We start from the raw sequence: 20,046 nt of genomic DNA, 5'->3' as shown, positions 1-20,046 counted from the left end.
TGACACCCGTCAGCATGGGTGGAACGTGTTCTAGTTGTCAACGGGGTGCGCCGGGCAGGGTTATCAGCATCTGCTGATAACCCGGTGCTTCTGGGGTGCTTTTCTGGCCCAGCAGCGCCGGGATCCCAGCAGATGCTGATAACCCTGCTCAGACGATGTCCGGCGCGCGCACCCGCGCCTCGTCAGCCTCCTGGTCGGTGAGCATGAGCTGGCTCCGGCGCTCGGCCTCGACGCGGCGCAGGTAGTGGTCGACCTCGTCGATGACGCGGGCGTCGTCCCAGCCGAGGGCACCGGCCATGAGCCGGGCGGCGTGGGGGGCGGCGGCGACGCCGCGGTCGAAGGTCTCGATGGAGATCCGGGTACGCCGGGTCAAGACGTCGTCGAGGTGGCGTGCGGCCTCATGGGTGACGGCGTAGACCACCTCGGCCGCGAGGTAGTCCTCGGCTCCCGTCAGCGGCTCGCCGAGCGCCGGGTCCGAGGCGACCAGCGCGAGCAGGTCGTCGACCTGACCGCCGTACCTGCCGAGGAGGTGGTCGATGCGGGCGACGTGCAGCCCGGAGCGGCGCGCCAGGAGGACGCGCTGGTTGGAGCGGGTCTCGAACCCGTCGGCGCCGAGCAGCGGCACCCGGTCGGTGATCGACTGGCGCACGGTCAGGTTGACCGTGGTGCGCAGCGAGTGGGCGGCGGCGTCGATGGCGTCGCGCGCCATCACCCGGTACGTCGTGAGCTTGCCGCCGGCGATCATCACCAGGCCCGGGACCGGCGTGACGACGGTGTGCTCGCGCGAGATCTTCGAGGTGGGCTCGGACTCGCCGGACAGCAGCGGGCGCAGCCCGGCCCAGACTCCCACCACGTCGTCATGGTCCAGCGGCTCACGCAGAATCGCGTTGACGTGGTCGAGGATGTAGTCGATGTCGGCCCGGCTGGCGGCGGGATGGGCCTTGTCGAGGTCCCAGGGGGTGTCGGTGGTGCCGATGATCCAGTGCCGGCCCCAGGGGATCACGAACAGGACCGACTTCTCGGTGCGCACGATGAACCCGGCCTCGGACCGGATCCGGTCCCTGGGCACGACGATGTGCACGCCCTTGCTGGCCTGGACGCGCAGCGCGCCGCGACCGCCGACGAGGTCCTGGATCTCGTCGGTCCAGACCCCGGCGGCGTTGACGACCACGCGGGCGCGGATCTCCAGCTCGCGTCCGGCCTCCAGGTCCCGCGCCGTCACGCCCACGACCCGCTCGCCCTCGCGGAGGAAGCCGGTGACGCGGACCCGCGTGGCCACGTGCGCACCGAGCCCCGCCGCGGTGCGGGCCAGCGACAGCACCAACCGGGCGTCGTCCACCTGGCAGTCCCAGTACTGGATGGCGCCGGCGAGCGCGTCCGGCCTGAAGTCGGGTGCGATCCGGCTGACCTGCTTGCGCGAGAGGTGCCGGTGGCGCGGCACGCCCATGTCCGAGCTGCCCAGCATCGCCATGCCGTCGTACAGCGCCAGGCCGGCGCCGACGTACGGGCGCTCCCAACCGCGGTGGGTGAGTGGGTAGAGGAACGACACCGGCCGCACCAGGTGCGGGGCGAGGCGGGTCAGCAGGAGGCCTCGCTCCTGCAGCGCCTCGCGCACCAGCCCGAAGTCGAGCATCTCCAGGTAGCGCAGGCCACCGTGGACGAGCTTGCTGCTGCGGCTGCTGGTTCCGCTGGCGAGGTCGCGCTGCTCGACCAGGCCGGTGCTCAGCCCGCGGGTCACGGCGTCCAGGGCGGTGCCAGCCCCCACGACGCCACCACCGACCACCAGCACGTCGAGCTCGGCCTCGCCTGCGAGGCCACTCATCGCGGCCAGCGACCGGTCGCGGGCCTCCGGGCCGAGCGCGGACGGAGGTACGAGAGGCGGGCTCATGCCCCCATTGTCGCAAGGGGCAGATGACGGACGTATGACGCCGGTGGGCGGCAGGGGCGGTCAGCTGCCGCGTGCGGCCGCGACCGCCTCGGTCAGCCCCCGGGCGGCGAGGCGGTCGGCGCGCTCGTTGCCCTCGTGCCCGGCGTGCCCCTTGATCCAGTGCCACTCGACCTCGTGCTCGGCGCACGCGGCGACGAGCTGCTGCCAGAGGTCGACGTTCTTGACCGGCTGCTTGGCCGAGGTCTTCCAGCCGTTGCCGGACCAGCCGACCACCCACTTCGTAATGCCGTTGCGCACGTAGGTGCTGTCGGTGTGGATCTGCACGACCGATCGCCGCTTGAGGGCCTCCAGTGCCCGGATCGGTGCCATGAGCTCCATGCGGTTGTTCGTCGTCTCGCCGGCCTCGCCACCGCAGAGCTCGAGCTCGTGGCTGCCCTGCTGCAGCAGGGCTCCCCAGCCTCCGGGGCCGGGGTTGGGGATACAGGCGCCGTCGGTGTGGATGACGACCGGTGCGGGGGCGCTCACTACTCGACGACGACCTCGACGCGCTGGAACTCCTTGAGGTCGGTGTACCCGGTCGTGGCCATGGCGCGCTTGAGGGCGCCGATCAGGTTCATGGTGCCGTCGGCCACGCGCGAGGGGCCGAACAGGATCTCCTCCAGCGTGCCGACCCGGTCGAACTCCACGCGCTGGCCGCGCGGCAGGTCCGCGTGGTGCGCCTCGGCGCCCCAGTGGAAGCCGCCGCCGGGGGCGTCGGTGGCCCGCGCGAACGGCGAGCCGACCATGACCGCGTCGGCCCCGCACGCGATCGCCTTGGCGATGTCGCCCGACTTGCCGATCGAGCCGTCGGCGATCACGTGGACGTAGCGGCCTCCGGACTCATCCAGGTAGTCGCGGCGGGCGGCGGCGACGTCGGCCACGGCCGAGGCCATCGGCACGGCCACGCCGAGCACCGTGCGCGTGGTGTGGGCGGCGCCGCCGCCGAAGCCCACCAGTACGCCGGCGGCGCCCGTGCGCATCAGGTGCAGGGCGGCCTGGTGGGTGGCGCAGCCGCCCACGATGACCGGTACGTCGAGCTCGTAGATGAACTCCTTGAGGTTCAGCGGCTCCGCCTGGGACGAGACGTGCTCGGCGCTGACCGTCGTACCGCGGATGACGAACATGTCGACGCCGGCGTCGACCACGACCTTGGCGAACTCCTTGGTGCGCTGCGGCGACAGGGATCCGGCGACCGTGACCCCGGCGTCGCGGACCTCGCGGAGCCGGTGCGTGATGAGCTCGGCCTTGACCGGCTCGGCGTAGATCTCCTGCATCCGCGCCGTGGCGTCGATGCCCTGGAGGCCGGACACCTCCTCGAGCAGCGAGAGCGGGTCCTCGTACCGCGTCCACAGCCCCTCGAGGTTCAGCACCCCGAGGCCACCGAACCGGCCCAGCGCCACCGCCGTCTCCGGCGACATCACCGAGTCCATCGGCGCGGCGAGGACCGGGAGCCCGAAGCGGTAGGCGTCGATCTGCCAGTCGATGCTGACCTCTTCGGGGTCTCGCGTGCGGCGCGAGGGGACGATCGCGATGTCGTCGAAGGAGTAGGCACGCCGGCCGCGCTTGGCCTGGCCGATCTGGATCTCGGTCATGGCCGAAGTTTCCCACGGGTCCGCCGCACTGGCCGAGTCGCGTCGCCCATGTCGGCGATCTCCCGTGCCCGGCCGGCGAGGATCCGCCGAATCAGTGACCCGAGTAGTTGGGCGCCTCGACGGTCATCTGCACGTCGTGCGGGTGGCTCTCCTTGAGGGAGGCCGAGGTGATGCGCACGAACCGGCCCTTCTCCTGGAGCTCCGGGACGGTGCGGGCGCCGACGTAGAACATCGACTGGTTGAGACCGCCGATCAGCTGGTGGGCGACCGCCGCGAGCGGCCCGCGGAAGGCGACCTGGCCCTCGATGCCCTCGGGCACGAGCTTGTCGTCGGTGAGCACCTCGGCCTGGAAGTAGCGGTCCTTAGAGTAGGACTTCTTCCCACGACTGGACATCGCTCCGAGCGATCCCATGCCGCGGTAGGACTTGTACTGCTTGCCGTTGACGAAGACCAGGTCCCCCGGGCTCTCCTCGCAGCCGGCCAGCAGCGAGCCGAGCATCACCGTGTCGGCGCCGGCGACCAGGGCCTTGGCGATCTCGCCGGAGTGCTTCATGCCGCCGTCGGCGATGACCGGTACGCCGGCGGGCTTGGCAGCCAGCGAGGCCTCGTAGACCGCGGTGACCTGGGGGGCGCCGACACCGGTGACCACGCGGGTGGTGCAGATCGAGCCCGGCCCGACGCCCACCTTGATCGCGTCCGCGCCGGCGTCGACGAAAGCCTGGGCGCCCTCGCGGGTGGCGACGTTGCCGCCGATGACCTGCACGTGGCGGGTGGCGGGGTCCTTCTTGAGCCGCTCGACCATCTCGAGAAGCATCCGGACGTAGCCGTGGGCCGTGTCGGCGACGAGCACGTCCGCGCCCGCCTCGATGAGCGTGGTGGCGCGCTGCCAGGCGTCACCGAAGTAGCCGATCGCGGCCCCGACCATGAGCCGACCGTCGCCGTCCTTGGAGGCCTTCGGGAACTGCTCGGACTTCACGAAGTCCTTGACCGTGATGAGCCCGCCCAGACGTCCCTGGTCGTCGACCAGCGGGAGCCGCTCGCGCTTGTGCTGGCGCAGCAGCATGGTCGCGTCCTCCCGCGAGATCCCGACGTGGCCCGTCACGAGCGGCATCGGCGTCATGACCTCGTCGACCTTGGTGGTGGCCCACTCCGCCACGGGGGTGAAGCGCAGGTCGCGGTTGGTGCAGATCCCGAGCAGGCGGTTGTCGGTGTCGACGACCGGCAGCCCGGAGACGCGGTACTCGCCGCAGATGGCGTCGAGCTCCTCCAGCGTCGCGTCCGGACCGATCGTGACCGGGTTGGAGATGATCCCGGTCTGGGTCCGCTTCACGAGGTCGACCTGGTAGGCCTGGTCCTCGATGGACAGGTTGCGGTGCAGCACGCCCAAGCCGCCCTGGCGGGCCATCGCGATGGCCATGCGCGACTCGGTGACGGTGTCCATGGCCGCGCTCACGAGCGGGACCTGGATCGTCAGCTCCCGGGTGAGGCGGGTGCTCGTGTCGATCTCGTCGGGCGCCAGGTCGGAGTGGCCCGGCAGCAGGAGGACATCGTCGTAGGTCAGGCCCAGCGCGGCGAACTTGTCAGGGAGTTCCACCATCGCAGTCTAGTCCGCCTCCGCGAGGGCGGCTCACGGCCGGGTGACCGCCAGGGGACGCAGATCACGCACGGTGATCCGCACCGTCAGCACCTCGCCGGCCATCCGGATCCGCCCCCGCATCCCGGCGGCCATCACCATCGGCATGACGGCCTGGTTGTCCGAGCGAGTGGTGAGCAGGATGGCCTCGGCGCCCAGGCCGTTGGCGAGCCTGGCGGCGTCCCCGAGCAGGCGGGTGCCGATGCCGCGACGCTGCCACGCCGCGTCGACCTCCAGGTCGACCGGCAGTACGTCGGGCAGGTCCGGCTCGGCGGCGAGCAGGGTGGCGACGCCGACCCGGGTGCCCTCGATGGTGGCCACCGCGGAGCGGCCCTCCACGTGGTAGTCGGGCAGGCTGCCCTCGCCCATCCGTCGGTGGTCGGAGAGCCGGGGCGACGGATGGTGCTCCCGGGCGAGCACGTCGCTGACCAGGTCGGCCATCGCCGCGCCGCGCGCGTGCTCGGTGGCGGTGAACGGGGCGCTGCGGCGGATCTGCACCTGCACGTCCCCCACGGCCATCTCCATGACGTCCTGGGCGCTGCCGCTCGGCACGACATCCGCGTCGAAGAGCGCCGCAACCACCTCCGGGAAGGACGACGGCGCCTCGAGCACCCCGCGCGCGGCCTGCACGTAGCGGGTCGGCTGGTCGGTGAGCGCCGCCTCCGTGCAGGTGGCCGCGCTCACGGACAGCCCGCCGGCGCGGCCGACGAGCCCGGTGAGGTCCGCCTCGTCCCAGGAGTCGGGCGTGCTCAGGACCAGCTCGTCGGTCACCGCCTCGACGCCGGGGAACACCTGCACCCCCAGGATGTTCACGCCCGCCGCTCCACACTCCGCCGCGAGCGCCGCGAGGGCCCCCGGCCGCTCGGGCAGTGTCGCTCGCACTCTCCACAACATGGCCCGACTGTGCCCGGCGCAGGTTGCCGGACGGCGTCCGTCCTGTTTCACCGGCGCTACGTCTCCACCCGTCCACGCCGACCCGTCACCAACTGCACCGAAATGCCGCTGACCCGTCAGAAAGTTTCTGACGGGTCAGCGGGAGGTGCGGTGGATCAGTGGCCGTGGCCGTGCCCGTGGCCGGCGGCCGGAGCGTCGTCCTCGTCCTCGGGCTTGTCGACGATCAGGGTCTCGGTCGTGAGCAGCATGCCCGCGATCGAGCTGGCGTTGACGAGCGCCGAGCGGGTGACCTTGACCGGGTCCAGGACACCCTGGGCGACCAGGTCGCCGTACTCGTCGGTCGCGGCGTTGTAGCCGTTGCCGACGCCGAGCTCGCGGACCTTGGTGGTCACGACGTAGCCGTTGACGCCGCCGTTCTCGGCGATCCAGCGCAGCGGCTCGTCGGCCGACTTGCGGACGATGCGGACACCCGCCGCCTCGTCGCCGGTCAGGCCGAGGTCGTCCTCGAGGACCTTGACCGCGTGGATGAGGGCCGAGCCGCCACCGGCGACGATGCCCTCCTCGATCGCGGCGCGCGTCGCGGAGACGGCGTCCTCGATGCGGTGCTTCTTCTCCTTGAGCTCGACCTCGGTGTGCGCGCCGACCTTGATGACGCAGACGCCGCCGGCGAGCTTGGCGAGACGCTCCTGGAGCTTCTCGCGGTCCCAGTCGGAGTCGGTGTTCTCGATCTCGGCCTTGATCTGGTTGACGCGGCCCTCGACCTCGGAGGCGTCGCCGCCGCCGTCGACGATCGTGGTGTCGTCCTTGGTGATGACGACGCGGCGCGCGGTGCCGAGCGCCTCCAGGCCGATCTGGTCGAGCTTGAGGCCGACCTCGGGCGCGATGACCTGACCGCCGGTCAGGGTCGCGATGTCCTGCATCATCGCCTTGCGACGGTCACCGAAGGCCGGTGCCTTGACCGCCACGGCGTTGAACGTGCCGCGGATCTTGTTGACCACCAGGGTCGACAGCGCCTCCCCGTCGACGTCCTCGGCCAGAATGAAGAGCGGCTTGCCGGCCTGGATGACCTTCTCCAGCAGCGGCAGCAGCTCGGCGATCGCCGAGATCTTGCCCTGGTGCAGGAGGATGTAGGGGTCGTCGAGGACGGCCTCCATGCGCTCGGTGTCGGTGACGAAGTACGACGAGATGTAGCCCTTGTCGAACTGCATCCCCTCGGTGAAGTCCAGCTCGGTGCCCATGGTGTTGGACTCCTCGACGGTGATGACACCGTCCTTGCCGACCTTGTCGAAGGCCTGCGAGAGCAGGTCGCCGATGTGGGCGTCACGGCTCGAGATCGTGGCCACCGAGGCCATGTCCTCGACCGAGTCGACCTCGCGGGCGGCCTCGCGCAGGGCCTCGCCCACCGCGGCGGTCGCCTTGTCCATGCCGCGCTTGAGGCTCATCGGGTTGGCACCGGCCGCGACGGCGCGCAGGCCCTCGTGGACCATCGCCTGCGCCAGCACGGTGGCCGTCGTGGTGCCGTCACCGGCGATGTCGTTCGTCTTGGTGGCGACCTCCTTGGTGAGCTGCGCCCCCAGGTTCTCGAACGGGTCGTCCAGCTCGATCTCACGGGCGACGGTGACGCCGTCGTTGGTGATCGTGGGGGCTCCCCACTTCTTGTCGAGGACGACGTAGCGGCCCTTGGGGCCGAGCGTCACCTTGACGGCGTTGGCGAGAGCGTCGACGCCGCGCTCGAGGGAGCGGCGGGCGTTCTCGTCGAACTCCAGGATCTTGGGCATGGTTCTCCTAGGTCAAATGAAATCGGGTCGTGTGCCGAGGAGCGCGCCTGAGCGCGTCCTCAGGCACACGACCCGGAAGAAAATCAGGAAACGATCGCGAGGACGTCGCGGCCGGAGAGGATGAGGAACTCCTCGCCGCCGTACTTGACCTCGGTGCCGCCGTACTTGCTGTAGATGACCTTGTCGCCCACGGAGATGTCCATGGGGATGCGCTCGTCGCCGTCCTCGTTGAAGCGGCCGGGGCCTACGGCCACGACCTCGCCCTCCTGGGGCTTCTCCTTCGCGGTGTCCGGGATGACCAGGCCGGACGCCGTGGTCTGCTCGGCGTCGAGCGGCTTCACGACGATGCGGTCCTCGAGAGGCTTGATGTTGACCGACACGGTGTCGACCTCCACTTTCTCTGACTCTGGGTTGCTCTACCGGGAGGACGGCGTCCTCCCCACGTTGGGGCTTGCGGGGAGGTACGCCGTCGCGGGGGTCGCACCACACTGCAAGCTCTGGCACCCTCATGGTGAGAGTGCCAACAACGAAACTAGCACTCAGGCCAGGAGAGTGCCAGAAGGGGGCTGCCCGAGGCCCGCAACTCCCTCGGCGTGGACGTACCCGCGGTGGGCGAGCCGGAGACGTAGGGTCTGGGCACCTACGACAGCTTGCGGGTGCTGTGCCTGCTCGGCCCGGACGGCATCCGGATCGAGCTGGTGGAGACCGCGTACCTATTCGCGGACGGATGTCGACGAGGTCGCGGAACCGTCCCCGCTCAAGGCTTGGGAGAACCGAGACGTCATGGACATGGGACTGAGTGGCCGCACGGCCGTCGTCACGGGCGGCACCGCCAACATCGGGCGCGCCACCTGCACGGCGTTGGCGTCCGAAGGGGCGAACGTCGTCGTGGTCGGGCGCAACGAGGAGAAGGGGCTCGAGGTGGTCGCGGACGTCGAGCGGGCCGGCGGCCAGGGGCTCTGGGTCTCCTGCGACGTCACCGACCGCGCCCAGGTGGACGCGATGGTCGAGGCTGCGGTGCAGCGGTTCGGAGCCATCGACGTGCTGGTGACGGCCGCGGGCAACATCGCCTCGGTGGCCGCCTTCGTCGACAGCGATCCCGCCACGTGGGAGCTCGACCTCTCGTGGAACCTCACCAGCGTCCTGCACGTCACGCAGGCGGTGCTGCCCCACATGATCGCGCAGGGCCGTGGGCGGGTGGTCCACGTCGGCTCCACCGCGGCCGACATCGGTGACTCGCTCATGTCCGTGTACTCGGCGGCCAAGGGCGCGATCCACACCTTCACGCGGACCCTGGCCAGGGAGACCGCGGCGCACGGCATCACGGTCAACGCGGTCTCGCCCTACGGCACGCGGCCCGACGACCCGGCGCACGTCAGCTCCGGGAGCCGCACGGCGCCCGACTCCCCGATGATGCAGGGGATCATCGGCCTGGACGACAAGTCCGTGCTCGGCCACAAGACCTTGATCCCGCGCCTGGCCAAGGCCTCCGAGGTGGCGAGCGGCATCGTCTACCTCGCCAGCGACCACGCGGCCTATGTCACCGGGGAGATCCTGACGATGGACGGCGGCGCCCGAATCGCCTCCTGAGCGCACGGGACGCCGGCGCAGCAGGAGTCGGGTCCGCGCAGAAGGTTCCGCTGCCGTCGCCGCGGCAGACCCGGCCTGACAGGATCACGGGGTGGACCTCGACTCGTTTCGCTGGCTGCTCACCGAGCCGGGCCAGCGGCTGCTGGCCACGGCGGGCGCGCTCGACGAGCCGGACCCGCTGCGCGCCCAGACCGCGTTGCGACGCTCGGCGAGCGCCGAGCACGCCGCGGCCGCACTGACACAGGTGCGGCTGCGCGAGCGGGCCGTGGCCAAGTTCGGCGACCTGGCCGCACGGATGTACTTCACCCCGGACGGCCTCGAGCAGGCCACGCGTGCGGCGGTCGCGGACCACCGCGCGGGACGCCTGGCGGCGTTTCGCGCCCAGAGCCTCGTCGACCTCGGCTGCGGCATCGGCGGCGACCTGCTCGCCGCCGCGCGGGTCGGCATCGTGTGCGCCGGGGTCGATCTCGACCCGGTCCGGGTGGCGGTGGCGGAGGCCAATCTGGCCGCCCTCGACCTCGGCGGCGCCGTCGCGGTGGCCGACGCCACCGAGATCGACACCCGCCCCTTCGACGTCGCCTTCGCCGACCCGGCCCGCCGTACCGCGCGTGGCCGGACGTTCGACGTCGACGACTGGGCGCCGCCGTGGCCGTTCGTCGAAGGGCTCCTGCGCCGCGACTCCTGCGTCAAGGTCGCGCCCGGCATCCCGCACGCGCTCGTGCCCGAGGGCGTGGAGGCCGAGTGGGTGAGCGACCACGGTGAGGTCAAGGAGGCGGCCCTCTGGTCGGGCCGGCTGGCGACCGTACGCCGCCGTGCCACCGTGATCGGGCGCGGCGGGCTGGCGACCCTCACGGACGAGGACGACCCGGGCGGCGAGGTCCGCGCCGTCGGCGAGTACCTGTACGAGCCGGACGGTGCCGTCATCCGCGCCGGGCTCGTGACCGCGGTCGCCGCCGGCGTGGACGGCGGGCTGCTCGACGAGCACATCGCCTACGTCACCTCCGACGGCTCCTTCCGTACGCCGTTCGCGCGCGGCTACCGGGTCGTCGCGGAGCTGCCGTACCGCGAGAAGGCGCTGCGCGCCGCCCTGCGCGAGCGGGGCATCGGCCGCCTCACGATCAAGAAGCGGGGCGTCGAGGTGGTCCCGGAGCAGCTGCGCAAGCGGCTGGCGCTGGTCGGCGACGACGAGGCCACCATCGTGCTGACCCGCGTGGGCGGTCAGGGCACGGCCCTGCTCGTCGACCCGTTCTGAGCCGGGCAGGGCGGCGGCGACGCAAGTCCCACGTCACCGGCAACCACCACCGCAACCGCAACGGACCTGCCGCCCGTGAGGGCGACAGGTCCGTGGTCGAGCGCAGTGGTCAGGCGGTGGCGGTGGCCTCGTTCGCCTTGATCCGGCCGGCGTGCCGCAGGCCCAGCAGGCCCAGGACCAGGAGGACACCCGCGCCGACGAAGGAGGCGACGGCGGCGTACCCGGCGATCACGCCCATGGTGGCGAAGGCGTAGGCGTAGAGGAGCAGGCCGCGCAGCGTGCTGCCCATGAAGAGCGACTCACGCAGCTCGCCCCAGGCGGCCGCCTCGTCGATCTGCTCCTGGCTGGCCTCGGGGTTCTCCGCGAGGGCGGCGCCGAGCTCACGAGCCTTGTTGCTGGCCTCCGAGTACGTCTGCGGCTCGCCCGCGAGCTCCTCGCCGCTGGAGTTCATGTGGGACTGGATGTAGTGGTCGGCGTAGGCACGAGCCTCGGCACCGGTGTCCATCGGCGAGCCGGCGAACTCCTCGAGCGCCTCGACGCTCTCGTCGCTCAGGCCGCCGAGGGCGGGACCCTCGGGCATCACGATGTCCTGGGCCAGCAGCTGCTCCTCGACCTGGTCTCCGATGAACACGTTCGCCCACGTGAGCAGGCCTCCCGCGACGAGGAGCACGGCCGCGAGGAGCAGGCCGGTACCGGAGATCAACTTGTCGAGAGTGGAGCGCATGACGTCCTCCTGTTGCTTGCGAAGACCTGATGTCATTCGCGACACCACGAAATCTACGGATCCCGGAGGCCGGTGCTCAGTGCTGAAGGTCCAGCATCCCGAAGGACGATGGTCCCGTCCCGCCGGGACCTCTGCGGCCGGCGGGACGGGCCGGGTCAGGCCAGCGCCGCCTTCTCGGCTGCGATGGTCGTGTCATCGCCGTGGCCGGTGTGGACGACGGTGTCGTCGGGCAGCGCGAAGAGCTGGGTGCGGATCGAGTCCACGATCAGGTCCTCGTCGCTGAACGAGCGGCCGGTCGCCCCGGGCCCGCCGTGGAAGAGGGTGTCACCGGTGAACACGCAGCCCAGCTCGGGCGCGTAGAAGCAGACCGCGCCCGGCGCGTGCCCCGGCGTGTGCAGCACCCGCAGGGTCGTCCCGGCGACCTCGATCTCGGTCCCGTCGGCCAGGTCGAGGTCCCAGAGCTCGTCGGTGTGCGTGAGCTCCCAGAGCGGCTTGTCGTCCGGGTGCAGCATGATCGGCGCGACGACGCGCTCGCGCAGCGCCGGTGCGACCCGGCAGTGGTCGTCGTGGGCATGGGTGAGCAGGATCGCCTTGACCGTGCGCTCCCCCACGACCGCGAGGATGTCCTCGACCGAGTGCGGCGCGTCGATGACGACACACTCGGTGTCGTCGCCGACCACCCAGATGTTGTTGTCGACGTCGAAGGTCTGCCCGTCCAGGCTGAACGTGCCCGACGAGACGGCGTGGTCGATGCGCGCTCTCGCCTCGCTCACAGGATCACCACGCTGCGCAGCACGTCGCCGCGGTGCATCCGCTCGAACGCCGCCTCGACGTCGCCGAGGCCGACCTCCTCGGTCACGAAGGCGTCCAGGTCGAGCCGGCCCTGCTGGTAGAGGTCGACCAGCAGCGGGAAGTCGCGGCTCGGCAGACAGTCGCCGTACCAGCTGGACTTGAGCGAGCCGCCGCGGCCGAAGACGTCGATGAGCGGGATCTCGGGCATCACCATGTCGGGCGTCGGCACCCCGACCAGGACGACGGTCCCGGCGAGGTCGCGCGCGTAGAACGCCTGCTTCCACGTCTCCGGGCGGCCCACGGCCTCGATCACGACGTCGGCGCCGAAGCCGCCGGTCAGCTCCTGAATCGCCGTCACCGGGTCGACCTGCGAGGAGTCGACGGTGTGCGTCGCGCCCAGCTCCTTTGCCTTCTCGAGCTTCTTCGGGTCGATGTCCACGGCGATGACCTTCGACGCGCCCGCCAGCGCCGACCCGGCGACCGCGGCCACCCCGACACCGCCGCAGCCGATGACCGCGACGGTCTTGCCCCGGGTCACCGCACCGGTGTTGATCGCCGCGCCGATGCCGGCCATGACGCCGCAGCCCAGCAGGCCGGCCGCGGCCGGGCGCGCCGACGGGTCGACCTTGGTGCACTGGCCGGCCGCCACCAGGGTCTTCTCCGCGAACGCGCCGATGCCCAGCGCGGGGCTCAGCTCGGTGCCGTCCTCGAGCGTCATCTTCTGCGTCGCGTTGTGGGTGGCGAAGCAGTACTGCGGCTCCCCGCGGTCACACGCACGACAGTCGCCGCACACCGCGCGCCAGTTGAGGACCACGAAGTCCCCCGGCGCCACCGTCGTCACGTCCGGGCCCACGGCCTCGACCACGCCCGCGGCCTCGTGGCCGAGCAGGAACGGGAAGTCGTCGTTGATCCCGCCCTCGCGGTAGTGCAGGTCGGTGTGGCACACCCCGCACGCCTGCACCTTCACCAGCGCCTCGCCCGGCCCCGGGTCGGGCACGTTGATGGTCACCACCTCGGTGGGCTGACCCTTGGCTCGTGCGACGACCGCCTTGACCTGCTGCATCCGTGCTCCTTCGTCCTGTCCCTGTGGTGGGCTCGTGCTCCCTGCAACCGTAAGGGCCCCGCGGTCAGGGTGGGGTGCGGAGGCGGACGTGAGGACGCGCACGTCCATCCCGGCCACTTCCGGGAGATTGCAACCATCTCGGGGCGGTTGGCGTCTTCGACACGTGGACCACGCCGCGACGACCGTGCCGCTCTCGGCGCGGCCAACCCCCGAGACTGGGCGCATGAGCGCCCGCTCGGCCGACCGTGACGAGGAGTTCGCGGCGTACCTGAACGCACGCCAGCCGCAGCTCCTGCGGACGGCGTACCTGCTCACCGGAGACCGGCACCAGGCCGAGGACGTCCTGCAGACCTCGCTGGCCAAGCTCTACCTGGCCTGGGACAAGGTGCGCGACCGCGGCTCGGTGGACGCCTATGTCCGCCGGATCATGGTCAACGAGAACAACTCGCTGTGGCGCCGCGGCTGGAAGCGCCGGGAGTTCGCCGCCGAGACCATCCCGGACCGCGCCGTCAGCGACGCCTACGACGAGGGGCTGAGCTCCGCACTGTGGGACGTCGTGCAGACCCTGCCGCAGAAGGCCCGCGCCGTGGTGGTGCTGCGCTACTACGAGCAGCTGACGGAGGCCGAGACCGCCGACATCCTCGGCATCTCGGTCGGCACCGTGAAGTCGCAGTGCAGTCGTGCGCTCGCCGCGCTGCGTGACCGCGTCCCGTCCGACCTGAGCCCTGCCCACCGGGAGGAGGAGCAATGAGCATCGACCGCTGGGAGTCCGAGGTGCGCCGTGAGCTGGGGGACCGCGTGCGGGGCCTCGACGACGCCCCCTTCTCCCTCGATCAGGTGAAGGGCCGCGCCTCGCGCATCAGGCGTACCCGGCGTCTCGCCGCCGCCAGCGTCCTGGCGGTCGCGGCGGTCCTGGTGCCGCTCGCCGTCGTGGCCGGGCAGGGCCTCACCGGCCGCACCGACCGCGACCTGCCGCCCGCGAGCCAGAGTGCCGACCCCACCTTGCCCCCCTCCGAGGGTGTCGACACCGGCGGCTCGGGCCTCGGAGTCGACTACCTCGACGGCCGCACCTGGGTGCGCTCGGAGGCTCCCCCGGTCGAGGTCCCCTCCGCCTACTCGTTCGGCGTCGTGCTCGACGGCCTGCTGGTCGGCGCCCGCAACGACGACGACACCGGCATCGACGTGCTCGAGCTGGTGGACGAGGACGGGGAGGTCACCGACACCGTGCGCGGCGTGCTCTCGGGCCCCGTCGCCAACGAGCAGAGCACCGCGATCGCCTACCTCACGACCGCGGGCGAGCTGGTCGTGCGCTCGGACGGCCGGAGCCGGACCGTCGCCCGTGGCCTCGAGGCCGACCTGAGCCCGACCGCGCTGGTCGGCGACTGCGGACGCGACGACACCGGGTGCCGGCTCTACCTCACCGACGGCAGCGGCGGGCCTGCGCAGGTGCTCGGGGCCGACGGCTCGCTGCGCGACGCGGTGGACGCCGACCCGGCGCCGATCGACGTGGCGGACGCCGCCGAGGACGGGACGGTGGCGGTGCAGCTGTCCGCCGAGGGCGCCGAGGCCTGCTACGCGCTCTACGGCACCGCGACCACCGGCTACACCTACGACACGTGCGCCTACTCGTTGCTCGACCTCGACCCCACGGGTGACCTCGTGGCCGTCTCGGAGGCCTACCACGACGGACTCAGCCGTCCGTACGTCGGCATCATCGACGGGGGCGGCGAGCTGGCAGCCCGGCTCGACCCCGACGGCGTCGTGGCCGACGAGGACTGGGCCGACGACGGCTCGCTCGTGGCCACGGTGTTCGAGCGCGACCCGGGCGCGTGGAGCATCTGGCGCCTTCGCGGCGACGGCACGGTCGAGAAGGTCGTCGCCGGTGGCCCCGGCACTCAGGACTTCAGCGACTACGTGCTGCTCGGGTGAGCCCTCCTCAGTCGACGGTGACGGTGGCGAGCACGGCCTGGGCGATCCGCTCGCGCTCCTCCGCCGGGACGTCGAGGGTGAAGGTCAGCACCACCGAGAGGCTCAGACCGTCCTTGACGGTGCCGTAGTCGAGCAGGTAGGAGGCGGCATCGATCTGCCCGGCGATGTGGTACCACTTGTCTCCGCCGACGGTGACGTACGGCTGGAGCTTCGGCTGCTGGCGGTAGACCGCACTGCGCATGCGCGCCCGGGCCGAGTCCTCGACGCTCATGGTGCCCTGGGCGAGGTCGGGGTACTCGCCGATGAACAGCGTGTCGATGCCCCCGGTCGCGAAGGCCTGGGCCGTGTAGGGATCGCCCTCGGGACTGATCTCCCAGCCCTCGGGTGCGCGCACGCTGAACCGCTTCACGCGCAGCTCCGGCCCGGCCGCCGGCTCCACGCTGGGCGAGGGCGGGGTCGGCGAGGGGCTGACCGCGCCGGATTCGCTGCCCGACACCGTGGGCGACGGGTCCGGAGCGGCCGATGGCTCGTCGTCGGAGCAGCCGGCGGCCAGCATCAGGACGACGGCCAGGGCCGTCACGGATCCGAGATTGCGCACCACTCGACACTCCTTCGTTGGCGTTGGGCGCACATGCTAGCCGGATCCGAGGCTCGTAGGCGGGCCGTCGACCGCGCTCCCTACTCCGCTGCCGGGAGACCCTGGGTCGATCACGTTTGAGTGCGCTCCGGGGCGGGTAGGCGGGGCTGACACCGTTCACGACACACCCCAGACCGAGGAGAAGGTCATGGCAGCACAGGGTGACTACACCCAGGCCACCACTGGGTTGATGGCGGCCACCACGGCCGTCAACGCCGTCGGGATCGCTCCGGCTGTCGGCGGCATCGCAGGCCTCCTGCAAGTCATCGAGGTGGACGACGCCACCATCAAGGCCATCGTCTCGATCCTCGACAGCGGGGTCGAGGGGCTGAGCAGTGCCCCCTTCGACGACGTGCCTCCCGGGGCGTTCGGCGGCTCCCAGAGCGGCAGCGAGCTCGCGCACCACACCGAGCTCGCGCACGCCAAGGTGCGCCAGGCGATGCACGACATGATGACCGGGCTCAACGGCTACCGGCAGGGCATCGAGACCTACGTGGCCAGCTTCGCGAACGCCGACGAGGCGTCGGCGAGCGCCTCGAGCACCCTGCTCAGCACGGTCGAGGCCTATCAGCCGTGCCTCACGGCGCCCGACGTCACCACCAACAACTCCTGCGCGGCACCCAAGGAGGACGGCTGATGGTCACCGGCCCCCAGCAGCAGCGGCTCGAGACGGCCCTCGCCGGCGCGTCCGAGGACGTGGTGGCCGCCAGCGCCCGAGAGTGGCGCCGGTGCGCGAACCTGCTCAACAGCGTCGCCATGGCTCTCGAGCACGCCTCCGGGCTCGAGAGCAGCCTGGGCGGCCAGACCGGCCCCGCGATGGCCAAGGCCTTCCGCACGTCCGCGAAGGGCATGCGCGCCAAGCAGGACGAGCTGATCATGGGCAACGAGGCGCTCGGCGTGGCCCACGGCGCCATCGTCGCCGCCCGGGTCGGCAAGTCCGAGATGAACCACTACTACCCGCAGCCGCCCAACCCCGGCCCGTACCGGCCGCCGCCGGGACCCAAGGACGGCTCCGACCTCCCGGCACAGACTCAGCACCAGGAGAAGATGCAGTCGTTCAGCGACGCCTTCGAGGCGCGCGAGAACATCGCGCGCCAGCTGGCCGACCGGATCGACACGGACTTCGGCTCGGCCACGGAGACGATGAAGGCCATCCACGGCATCCCGGACCCCGAGCAGCCCGCCACTCCGGCGGACCCCTCGCCGTACGTGCCTCCCAGCGGCGGCCTGCCCCCCGGTGGCAGCACGCGCCCGCCGCGTACCACCGACCACGCCTCCATCGGCAGCAACCCGCACCACGGGATCCAGGTGGTCCCCCCGGATGACAACATCTGCGGCTTCCCCCCGCCGCCGATCCAGGAGGTGCCGGTGCACGAGCCGCCCACCGAGCCTCCCGGCCTCCAGCCCACGCCCACGACGACGCAGCCTCCGGGGCTGCCGCCCGGCGCCGTCCCCACGACTCCGGGCGGGCCCGGAGCCATCGGCGGCGGTGGCGGCTCAGGCGGCTTCCCGTCGGCGGCCGCCGGGGCGATCGCGGGAGGCGGACTCGCGGGCGCGGCTGTCGCCGGCATCCGCGGGGCGATGAGCCGCGTCGCGGGCGTCCATGCCGCGACTGCCGGCTCCGCGGCCGGCCGGCCGATCGGCGCCAGCTCACGTGCCGGTGCCGCCGGCGCCCTCGGCCGCGGAGCGGCCGCGAGCCCCGGTGGCGGAGCCGGCGCCGGTCGCGGCGCCGGCGGTCGCGGAGCAGCGGTGAGCCCCGGCGGCGGTGCGGGCGGACGCGGCGCGGGCGGACGCGGCGCCGCGGGCGGGCGGGGCGTCGCAGGCGGCGGAGCTGGCGGTCGCGGTGGCGCAGCCGCGGCGGGCACCGGTCGCGGCCGCGGCAAGGACGAGCAGGAGCGTCGTGGCGATCGCGACCTCTTCGACGATGGCCAGGACTGGATCGACGACGCGGACGCCGCGCCGGGCGTCATCGACTGACGGCCACCTTCGGCAGGCACGTCGCGCTATCTGCCCCGGGATACGCTCCCGGGGCAGATAGCGGGGCGCGCCTGCCGCTCTGTCAGGACCCTCCGGCCAGGACCTCGGTGACCGGGAGGCTGGAGTCGGCGGGCAGGTCTAGCGGGGACGCGGGGCGCCCCCTGGCTACCATCTCCGCACCGAGCGCGGCCACCATGGCGCCGTTGTCGGTGCACAGCCCGGGCCTCGGCACCCGCACGCGGATGCCGAGGCGGCCGGCGCGCTCCTCGGCCATGGCCCGCAGACGGGAGTTGGCGGCGACCCCGCCGCCGATCAGCAGGTCCTCGATGCCCTCGCTGGCGGCGGCGTCCAGCGCCTTGCGTACGAGAACGTCGCAGACCGCCTCCTGGAAGCTCGCGGCGACGTCGTTGACGGGGACCCGCTCGCCGGCGCGCTCCTTGGCCTCCACCCAGCGCGCCACGGCCGTCTTGAGGCCGGAGAACGAGAAGTCGAAGCGGTGCCGCTCGAGGTCGCGCCTGCCGGTCAGGCCGCGCGGGAAGTCGATCGCGACGCGGTCGCCCTCGCGGGCCACCCGGTCGATGTGGGGCCCCCCGGGGAAGGGCAGCCCGAGCAGCCGGGCGACCTTGTCGAAGGCCTCCCCCGCCGCGTCGTCGATGGTCGTGCCGAGGGGATCGACGCCGGTCGTCACGTCGGTGACCCGGAGCAGGCTGGAGTGCCCGCCGCTGACCAGCAGCGCCAGGCACGGCTCCGGCAGCGCGCCGTGCTCGAGCTGGTCCACCGCGACGTGGGCGGCGAGGTGGTTGACGCCGTAGATCGGCTTGCCGAGCCCCAGCGCCAGCGCCTTGGCGGCGGCGACCCCGACGAGCAGCGCGCCGGCCAGCCCCGGCCCGTGGGTGACCGCGATCGCGTCGACGTCGCGCAGCGCGATGCCGGAGGTCTCGCACGCCCGCTCGATGGTGGGCACCATCGCCTCCAGGTGGGCGCGGCTGGCGACCTCGGGTACGACGCCGCCGAACCGGGCGTGCTCCTCCACGCTGCTCGCGACCGCGTCGGCGAGCAGCGTGTGGCCGCGGACGATGCCGACCCCGGTCTCGTCGCACGAGGTCTCGATGCCGAGGACGAGTGGCTCCTGCTTCACGGGGTCCATCCTCCCCCGCCGGCCGCGCCGAGCGGTCGGCGCATCACGAGCGCCGGCGCTCCGTCGCGGTAGTAGCGCGGGCGGCGGTCGACCTCGACGAAGCCGCGGTCGGCGTAGAACGCCCGCGCCGGCGCGTTCGTCTCGCGCACCTCGAGCAACAGCCGGTCGGCTCCCCCGGCGTCGGCGAGCGCCACGACGGCGTCGAGCAGGGCGGAGGCCACGCCGCTGCGGCGCCGGTCGTCGCGTACGGCGATCCGCTGCAGCTCCGCGATGTCGGCCACGACGCTCGCGACGGCGTACCCGGCCAGCTCGCCGTCGTCGGCGACCACGTAGTGCACGGTGGGCAGGTTGCCCGCGACCCCCTCACGGACCAGGCCCTCGGACCAGGCGTCCTCACCGAGGGCCTCGGACTCGAGGTCGGCGATCGCCGTCACGTCCTCGGCGGTGGCAGGGCGGATGACGGGGCGGATCACGGGGCGGATCACGACACCCGCTTCGGGGGCCGCGGGGTCTCCGCGTCGGGACGGCGCAGGTAGAGCGGGTCGGGGTCGTAGAGCTCCGCCAGCTCCTCGGCCACCACGCGGGCCAGCCAGCCGGCGCTGGGCCGCAGCGGACCGGTGTGGCCCGGGAACGCCGTCGGGTAGAGGGCGCCGCCCTCGCCGACCACCGGCAGCTCGGTGGCGACGGTGTCCGGCTTGGCCACGGCCGGACCGGACTGGCGCACCCCACCGTCGTCGTACGACGCCAGGTAGACCTCCTTGCGCCGCGCGTCGGTGGCCACCACGAACGGCCCCGGCAGGCGCTGGGCCGCCTCGGCGGCGAGGACGTCCAGCGAGCACACGCCGTAGACCGGCAGCTCGAGGACGTAGGCGAGGGTGCGAGCGGTCACGAGGCCGACCCGCAGGCCGGTGAACGGGCCGGGGCCGACGCCGACGGCGATCGCGGTGAGGTCCTGGCGCACGAGCGCCGCCTGCTCGAGCGCCCTCTCGATGAGCGGGGCCAGCTGCTCGCCGTGCTTCATCGACCGCTCGGAGGTCAGCTCCACGACCACGTCCTCGCCGTCGTGGAGGGCGACGGCGACGGTGGGCGAGGCGGTGTCGAAGGCGAGCAGCACGGACCG

At 72.3% G+C, this 20,046-nt stretch carries 20 protein-coding genes; 6 read left to right on the top strand and 14 right to left on the bottom strand.

The genetic code is table 11. The features are described from left to right. Positions 1–148: 148 nt before the first annotated feature. From LQ940_RS04970 to groES, 7 genes are all read right to left on the bottom strand, one after another. Positions 149–1,888: a glycerol-3-phosphate dehydrogenase/oxidase gene (locus tag LQ940_RS04970; RefSeq protein ID WP_231242154.1), complete on the bottom strand. Its 1,740-nt coding sequence runs from the start codon at positions 1,886–1,888 to the stop codon at positions 149–151. Positions 1,889–1,948: 60 nt separating this feature from the next. Beyond that, entirely contained in the window at positions 1,949–2,413 is a 465-nt protein-coding gene (gene rnhA / locus LQ940_RS04965) for a ribonuclease HI (RefSeq protein WP_231242155.1), read from the bottom strand. After that, positions 2,413–3,519, bottom strand: coding sequence for a GuaB3 family IMP dehydrogenase-related protein (locus tag LQ940_RS04960; protein ID WP_231242156.1), 1,107 nt, complete (start codon positions 3,517–3,519; stop codon positions 2,413–2,415). Before LQ940_RS04960 ends, rnhA begins: the two co-directional genes overlap by 1 nt. Before the next feature lie 91 nt (positions 3,520–3,610). Next, positions 3,611–5,113, bottom strand: coding sequence for an IMP dehydrogenase (gene guaB, locus LQ940_RS04955; protein ID WP_231242157.1), 1,503 nt, complete (start codon positions 5,111–5,113; stop codon positions 3,611–3,613). Between the two features lie 33 nt (positions 5,114–5,146). Next, on the bottom strand, positions 5,147–6,034 hold the full coding sequence (locus LQ940_RS04950; RefSeq protein ID WP_231242158.1) for a GNAT family N-acetyltransferase: 888 nt from the start codon (positions 6,032–6,034) through the stop codon (positions 5,147–5,149). A gap of 167 nt (positions 6,035–6,201) precedes the next feature. Then, positions 6,202–7,824: a chaperonin GroEL gene (gene groL, locus LQ940_RS04945; protein ID WP_231242159.1), complete on the bottom strand. Its 1,623-nt coding sequence runs from the start codon at positions 7,822–7,824 to the stop codon at positions 6,202–6,204. 83 nt (positions 7,825–7,907) lie between these two features. Next, positions 7,908–8,204 carry a co-chaperone GroES gene (gene groES, locus LQ940_RS04940; protein WP_231242191.1) on the bottom strand — a complete coding sequence of 99 codons (297 nt, stop codon included), beginning with the start codon at positions 8,202–8,204 and terminating at the stop codon, positions 7,908–7,910. Positions 8,205–8,607: 403 nt separating this feature from the next. Here groES and LQ940_RS04935 point away from each other — a divergent pair, with 403 nt between their 5' ends. After that, entirely contained in the window at positions 8,608–9,414 is an 807-nt protein-coding gene (locus LQ940_RS04935) for an SDR family NAD(P)-dependent oxidoreductase (protein WP_231242167.1), read from the top strand. A gap of 91 nt (positions 9,415–9,505) precedes the next feature. Beyond that, on the top strand, positions 9,506–10,666 hold the full coding sequence (locus LQ940_RS04930) for a class I SAM-dependent methyltransferase (RefSeq protein WP_231242168.1): 1,161 nt from the start codon (positions 9,506–9,508) through the stop codon (positions 10,664–10,666). Positions 10,667–10,775: 109 nt separating this feature from the next. On the opposite strand, the gene LQ940_RS04925 is transcribed toward LQ940_RS04930, so the two are convergent. From LQ940_RS04925 to LQ940_RS04915, 3 genes are all read right to left on the bottom strand, one after another. Next, positions 10,776–11,390 (bottom strand): hypothetical protein, encoded by a 615-nt coding sequence (locus tag LQ940_RS04925; protein WP_231242169.1) that lies wholly within the window; start codon positions 11,388–11,390, stop codon positions 10,776–10,778. A 155-nt stretch (positions 11,391–11,545) separates the two neighbouring features. Continuing rightward, a complete protein-coding gene (locus LQ940_RS04920) occupies positions 11,546–12,163 on the bottom strand; it encodes an MBL fold metallo-hydrolase (protein ID WP_231242170.1) in 618 nt (205 codons plus the stop codon). After that, positions 12,160–13,245 carry an S-(hydroxymethyl)mycothiol dehydrogenase gene (locus tag LQ940_RS04915; RefSeq protein ID WP_231242171.1) on the bottom strand — a complete coding sequence of 362 codons (1,086 nt, stop codon included), beginning with the start codon at positions 13,243–13,245 and terminating at the stop codon, positions 12,160–12,162. Before LQ940_RS04915 ends, LQ940_RS04920 begins: the two co-directional genes overlap by 4 nt. Before the next feature lie 223 nt (positions 13,246–13,468). Here LQ940_RS04915 and LQ940_RS04910 point away from each other — a divergent pair, with 223 nt between their 5' ends. Further along, a complete protein-coding gene (locus tag LQ940_RS04910; RefSeq protein ID WP_231242172.1) occupies positions 13,469–13,996 on the top strand; it encodes a SigE family RNA polymerase sigma factor in 528 nt (175 codons plus the stop codon). Then, complete coding sequence (locus LQ940_RS04905; RefSeq protein WP_231242173.1) at positions 13,993–15,174, top strand: hypothetical protein; 1,182 nt, start codon at positions 13,993–13,995, stop codon at positions 15,172–15,174. The genes LQ940_RS04910 and LQ940_RS04905 overlap by 4 nt, the downstream gene beginning before the upstream one ends. Before the next feature lie 7 nt (positions 15,175–15,181). On the opposite strand, the gene LQ940_RS04900 is transcribed toward LQ940_RS04905, so the two are convergent. Continuing rightward, complete coding sequence (locus LQ940_RS04900; RefSeq protein WP_231242174.1) at positions 15,182–15,754, bottom strand: hypothetical protein; 573 nt, start codon at positions 15,752–15,754, stop codon at positions 15,182–15,184. A 205-nt stretch (positions 15,755–15,959) separates the two neighbouring features. On the opposite strand from LQ940_RS04900, the gene LQ940_RS04895 reads away from it, so the two are divergent. Further along, positions 15,960–16,448: a hypothetical protein gene (locus LQ940_RS04895; RefSeq protein WP_231242175.1), complete on the top strand. Its 489-nt coding sequence runs from the start codon at positions 15,960–15,962 to the stop codon at positions 16,446–16,448. After that, positions 16,448–17,788 (top strand): hypothetical protein, encoded by a 1,341-nt coding sequence (locus tag LQ940_RS04890; protein ID WP_231242176.1) that lies wholly within the window; start codon positions 16,448–16,450, stop codon positions 17,786–17,788. Before LQ940_RS04895 ends, LQ940_RS04890 begins: the two co-directional genes overlap by 1 nt. A gap of 82 nt (positions 17,789–17,870) precedes the next feature. Here LQ940_RS04890 and tsaD read toward each other — a convergent pair whose 3' ends face one another. The 3 genes from tsaD to tsaB are packed head-to-tail and all read right to left on the bottom strand — an operon-like array spanning position 17,871 to position 20,040. After that, complete coding sequence (tsaD, locus tag LQ940_RS04885) at positions 17,871–18,926, bottom strand: tRNA (adenosine(37)-N6)-threonylcarbamoyltransferase complex transferase subunit TsaD (RefSeq protein ID WP_231242177.1); 1,056 nt, start codon at positions 18,924–18,926, stop codon at positions 17,871–17,873. Continuing rightward, on the bottom strand, positions 18,923–19,411 hold the full coding sequence (gene rimI, locus LQ940_RS04880) for a ribosomal protein S18-alanine N-acetyltransferase (RefSeq protein ID WP_231242178.1): 489 nt from the start codon (positions 19,409–19,411) through the stop codon (positions 18,923–18,925). The genes tsaD and rimI overlap by 4 nt, the downstream gene beginning before the upstream one ends. Beyond that, positions 19,408–20,040, bottom strand: coding sequence for a tRNA (adenosine(37)-N6)-threonylcarbamoyltransferase complex dimerization subunit type 1 TsaB (gene tsaB, locus LQ940_RS04875; protein WP_231242179.1), 633 nt, complete (start codon positions 20,038–20,040; stop codon positions 19,408–19,410). The genes rimI and tsaB overlap by 4 nt, the downstream gene beginning before the upstream one ends. Positions 20,041–20,046 lie beyond the last annotated feature (6 nt).

This window comes from Nocardioides sp. cx-173 (genome assembly GCF_021117365.1).
Lineage (GTDB): Bacteria > Actinomycetota > Actinomycetes > Propionibacteriales > Nocardioidaceae > Nocardioides.
Note: the sequence above shows the minus strand (reverse complement) of the source record. Positions and strands in the feature narration are given on the sequence as shown.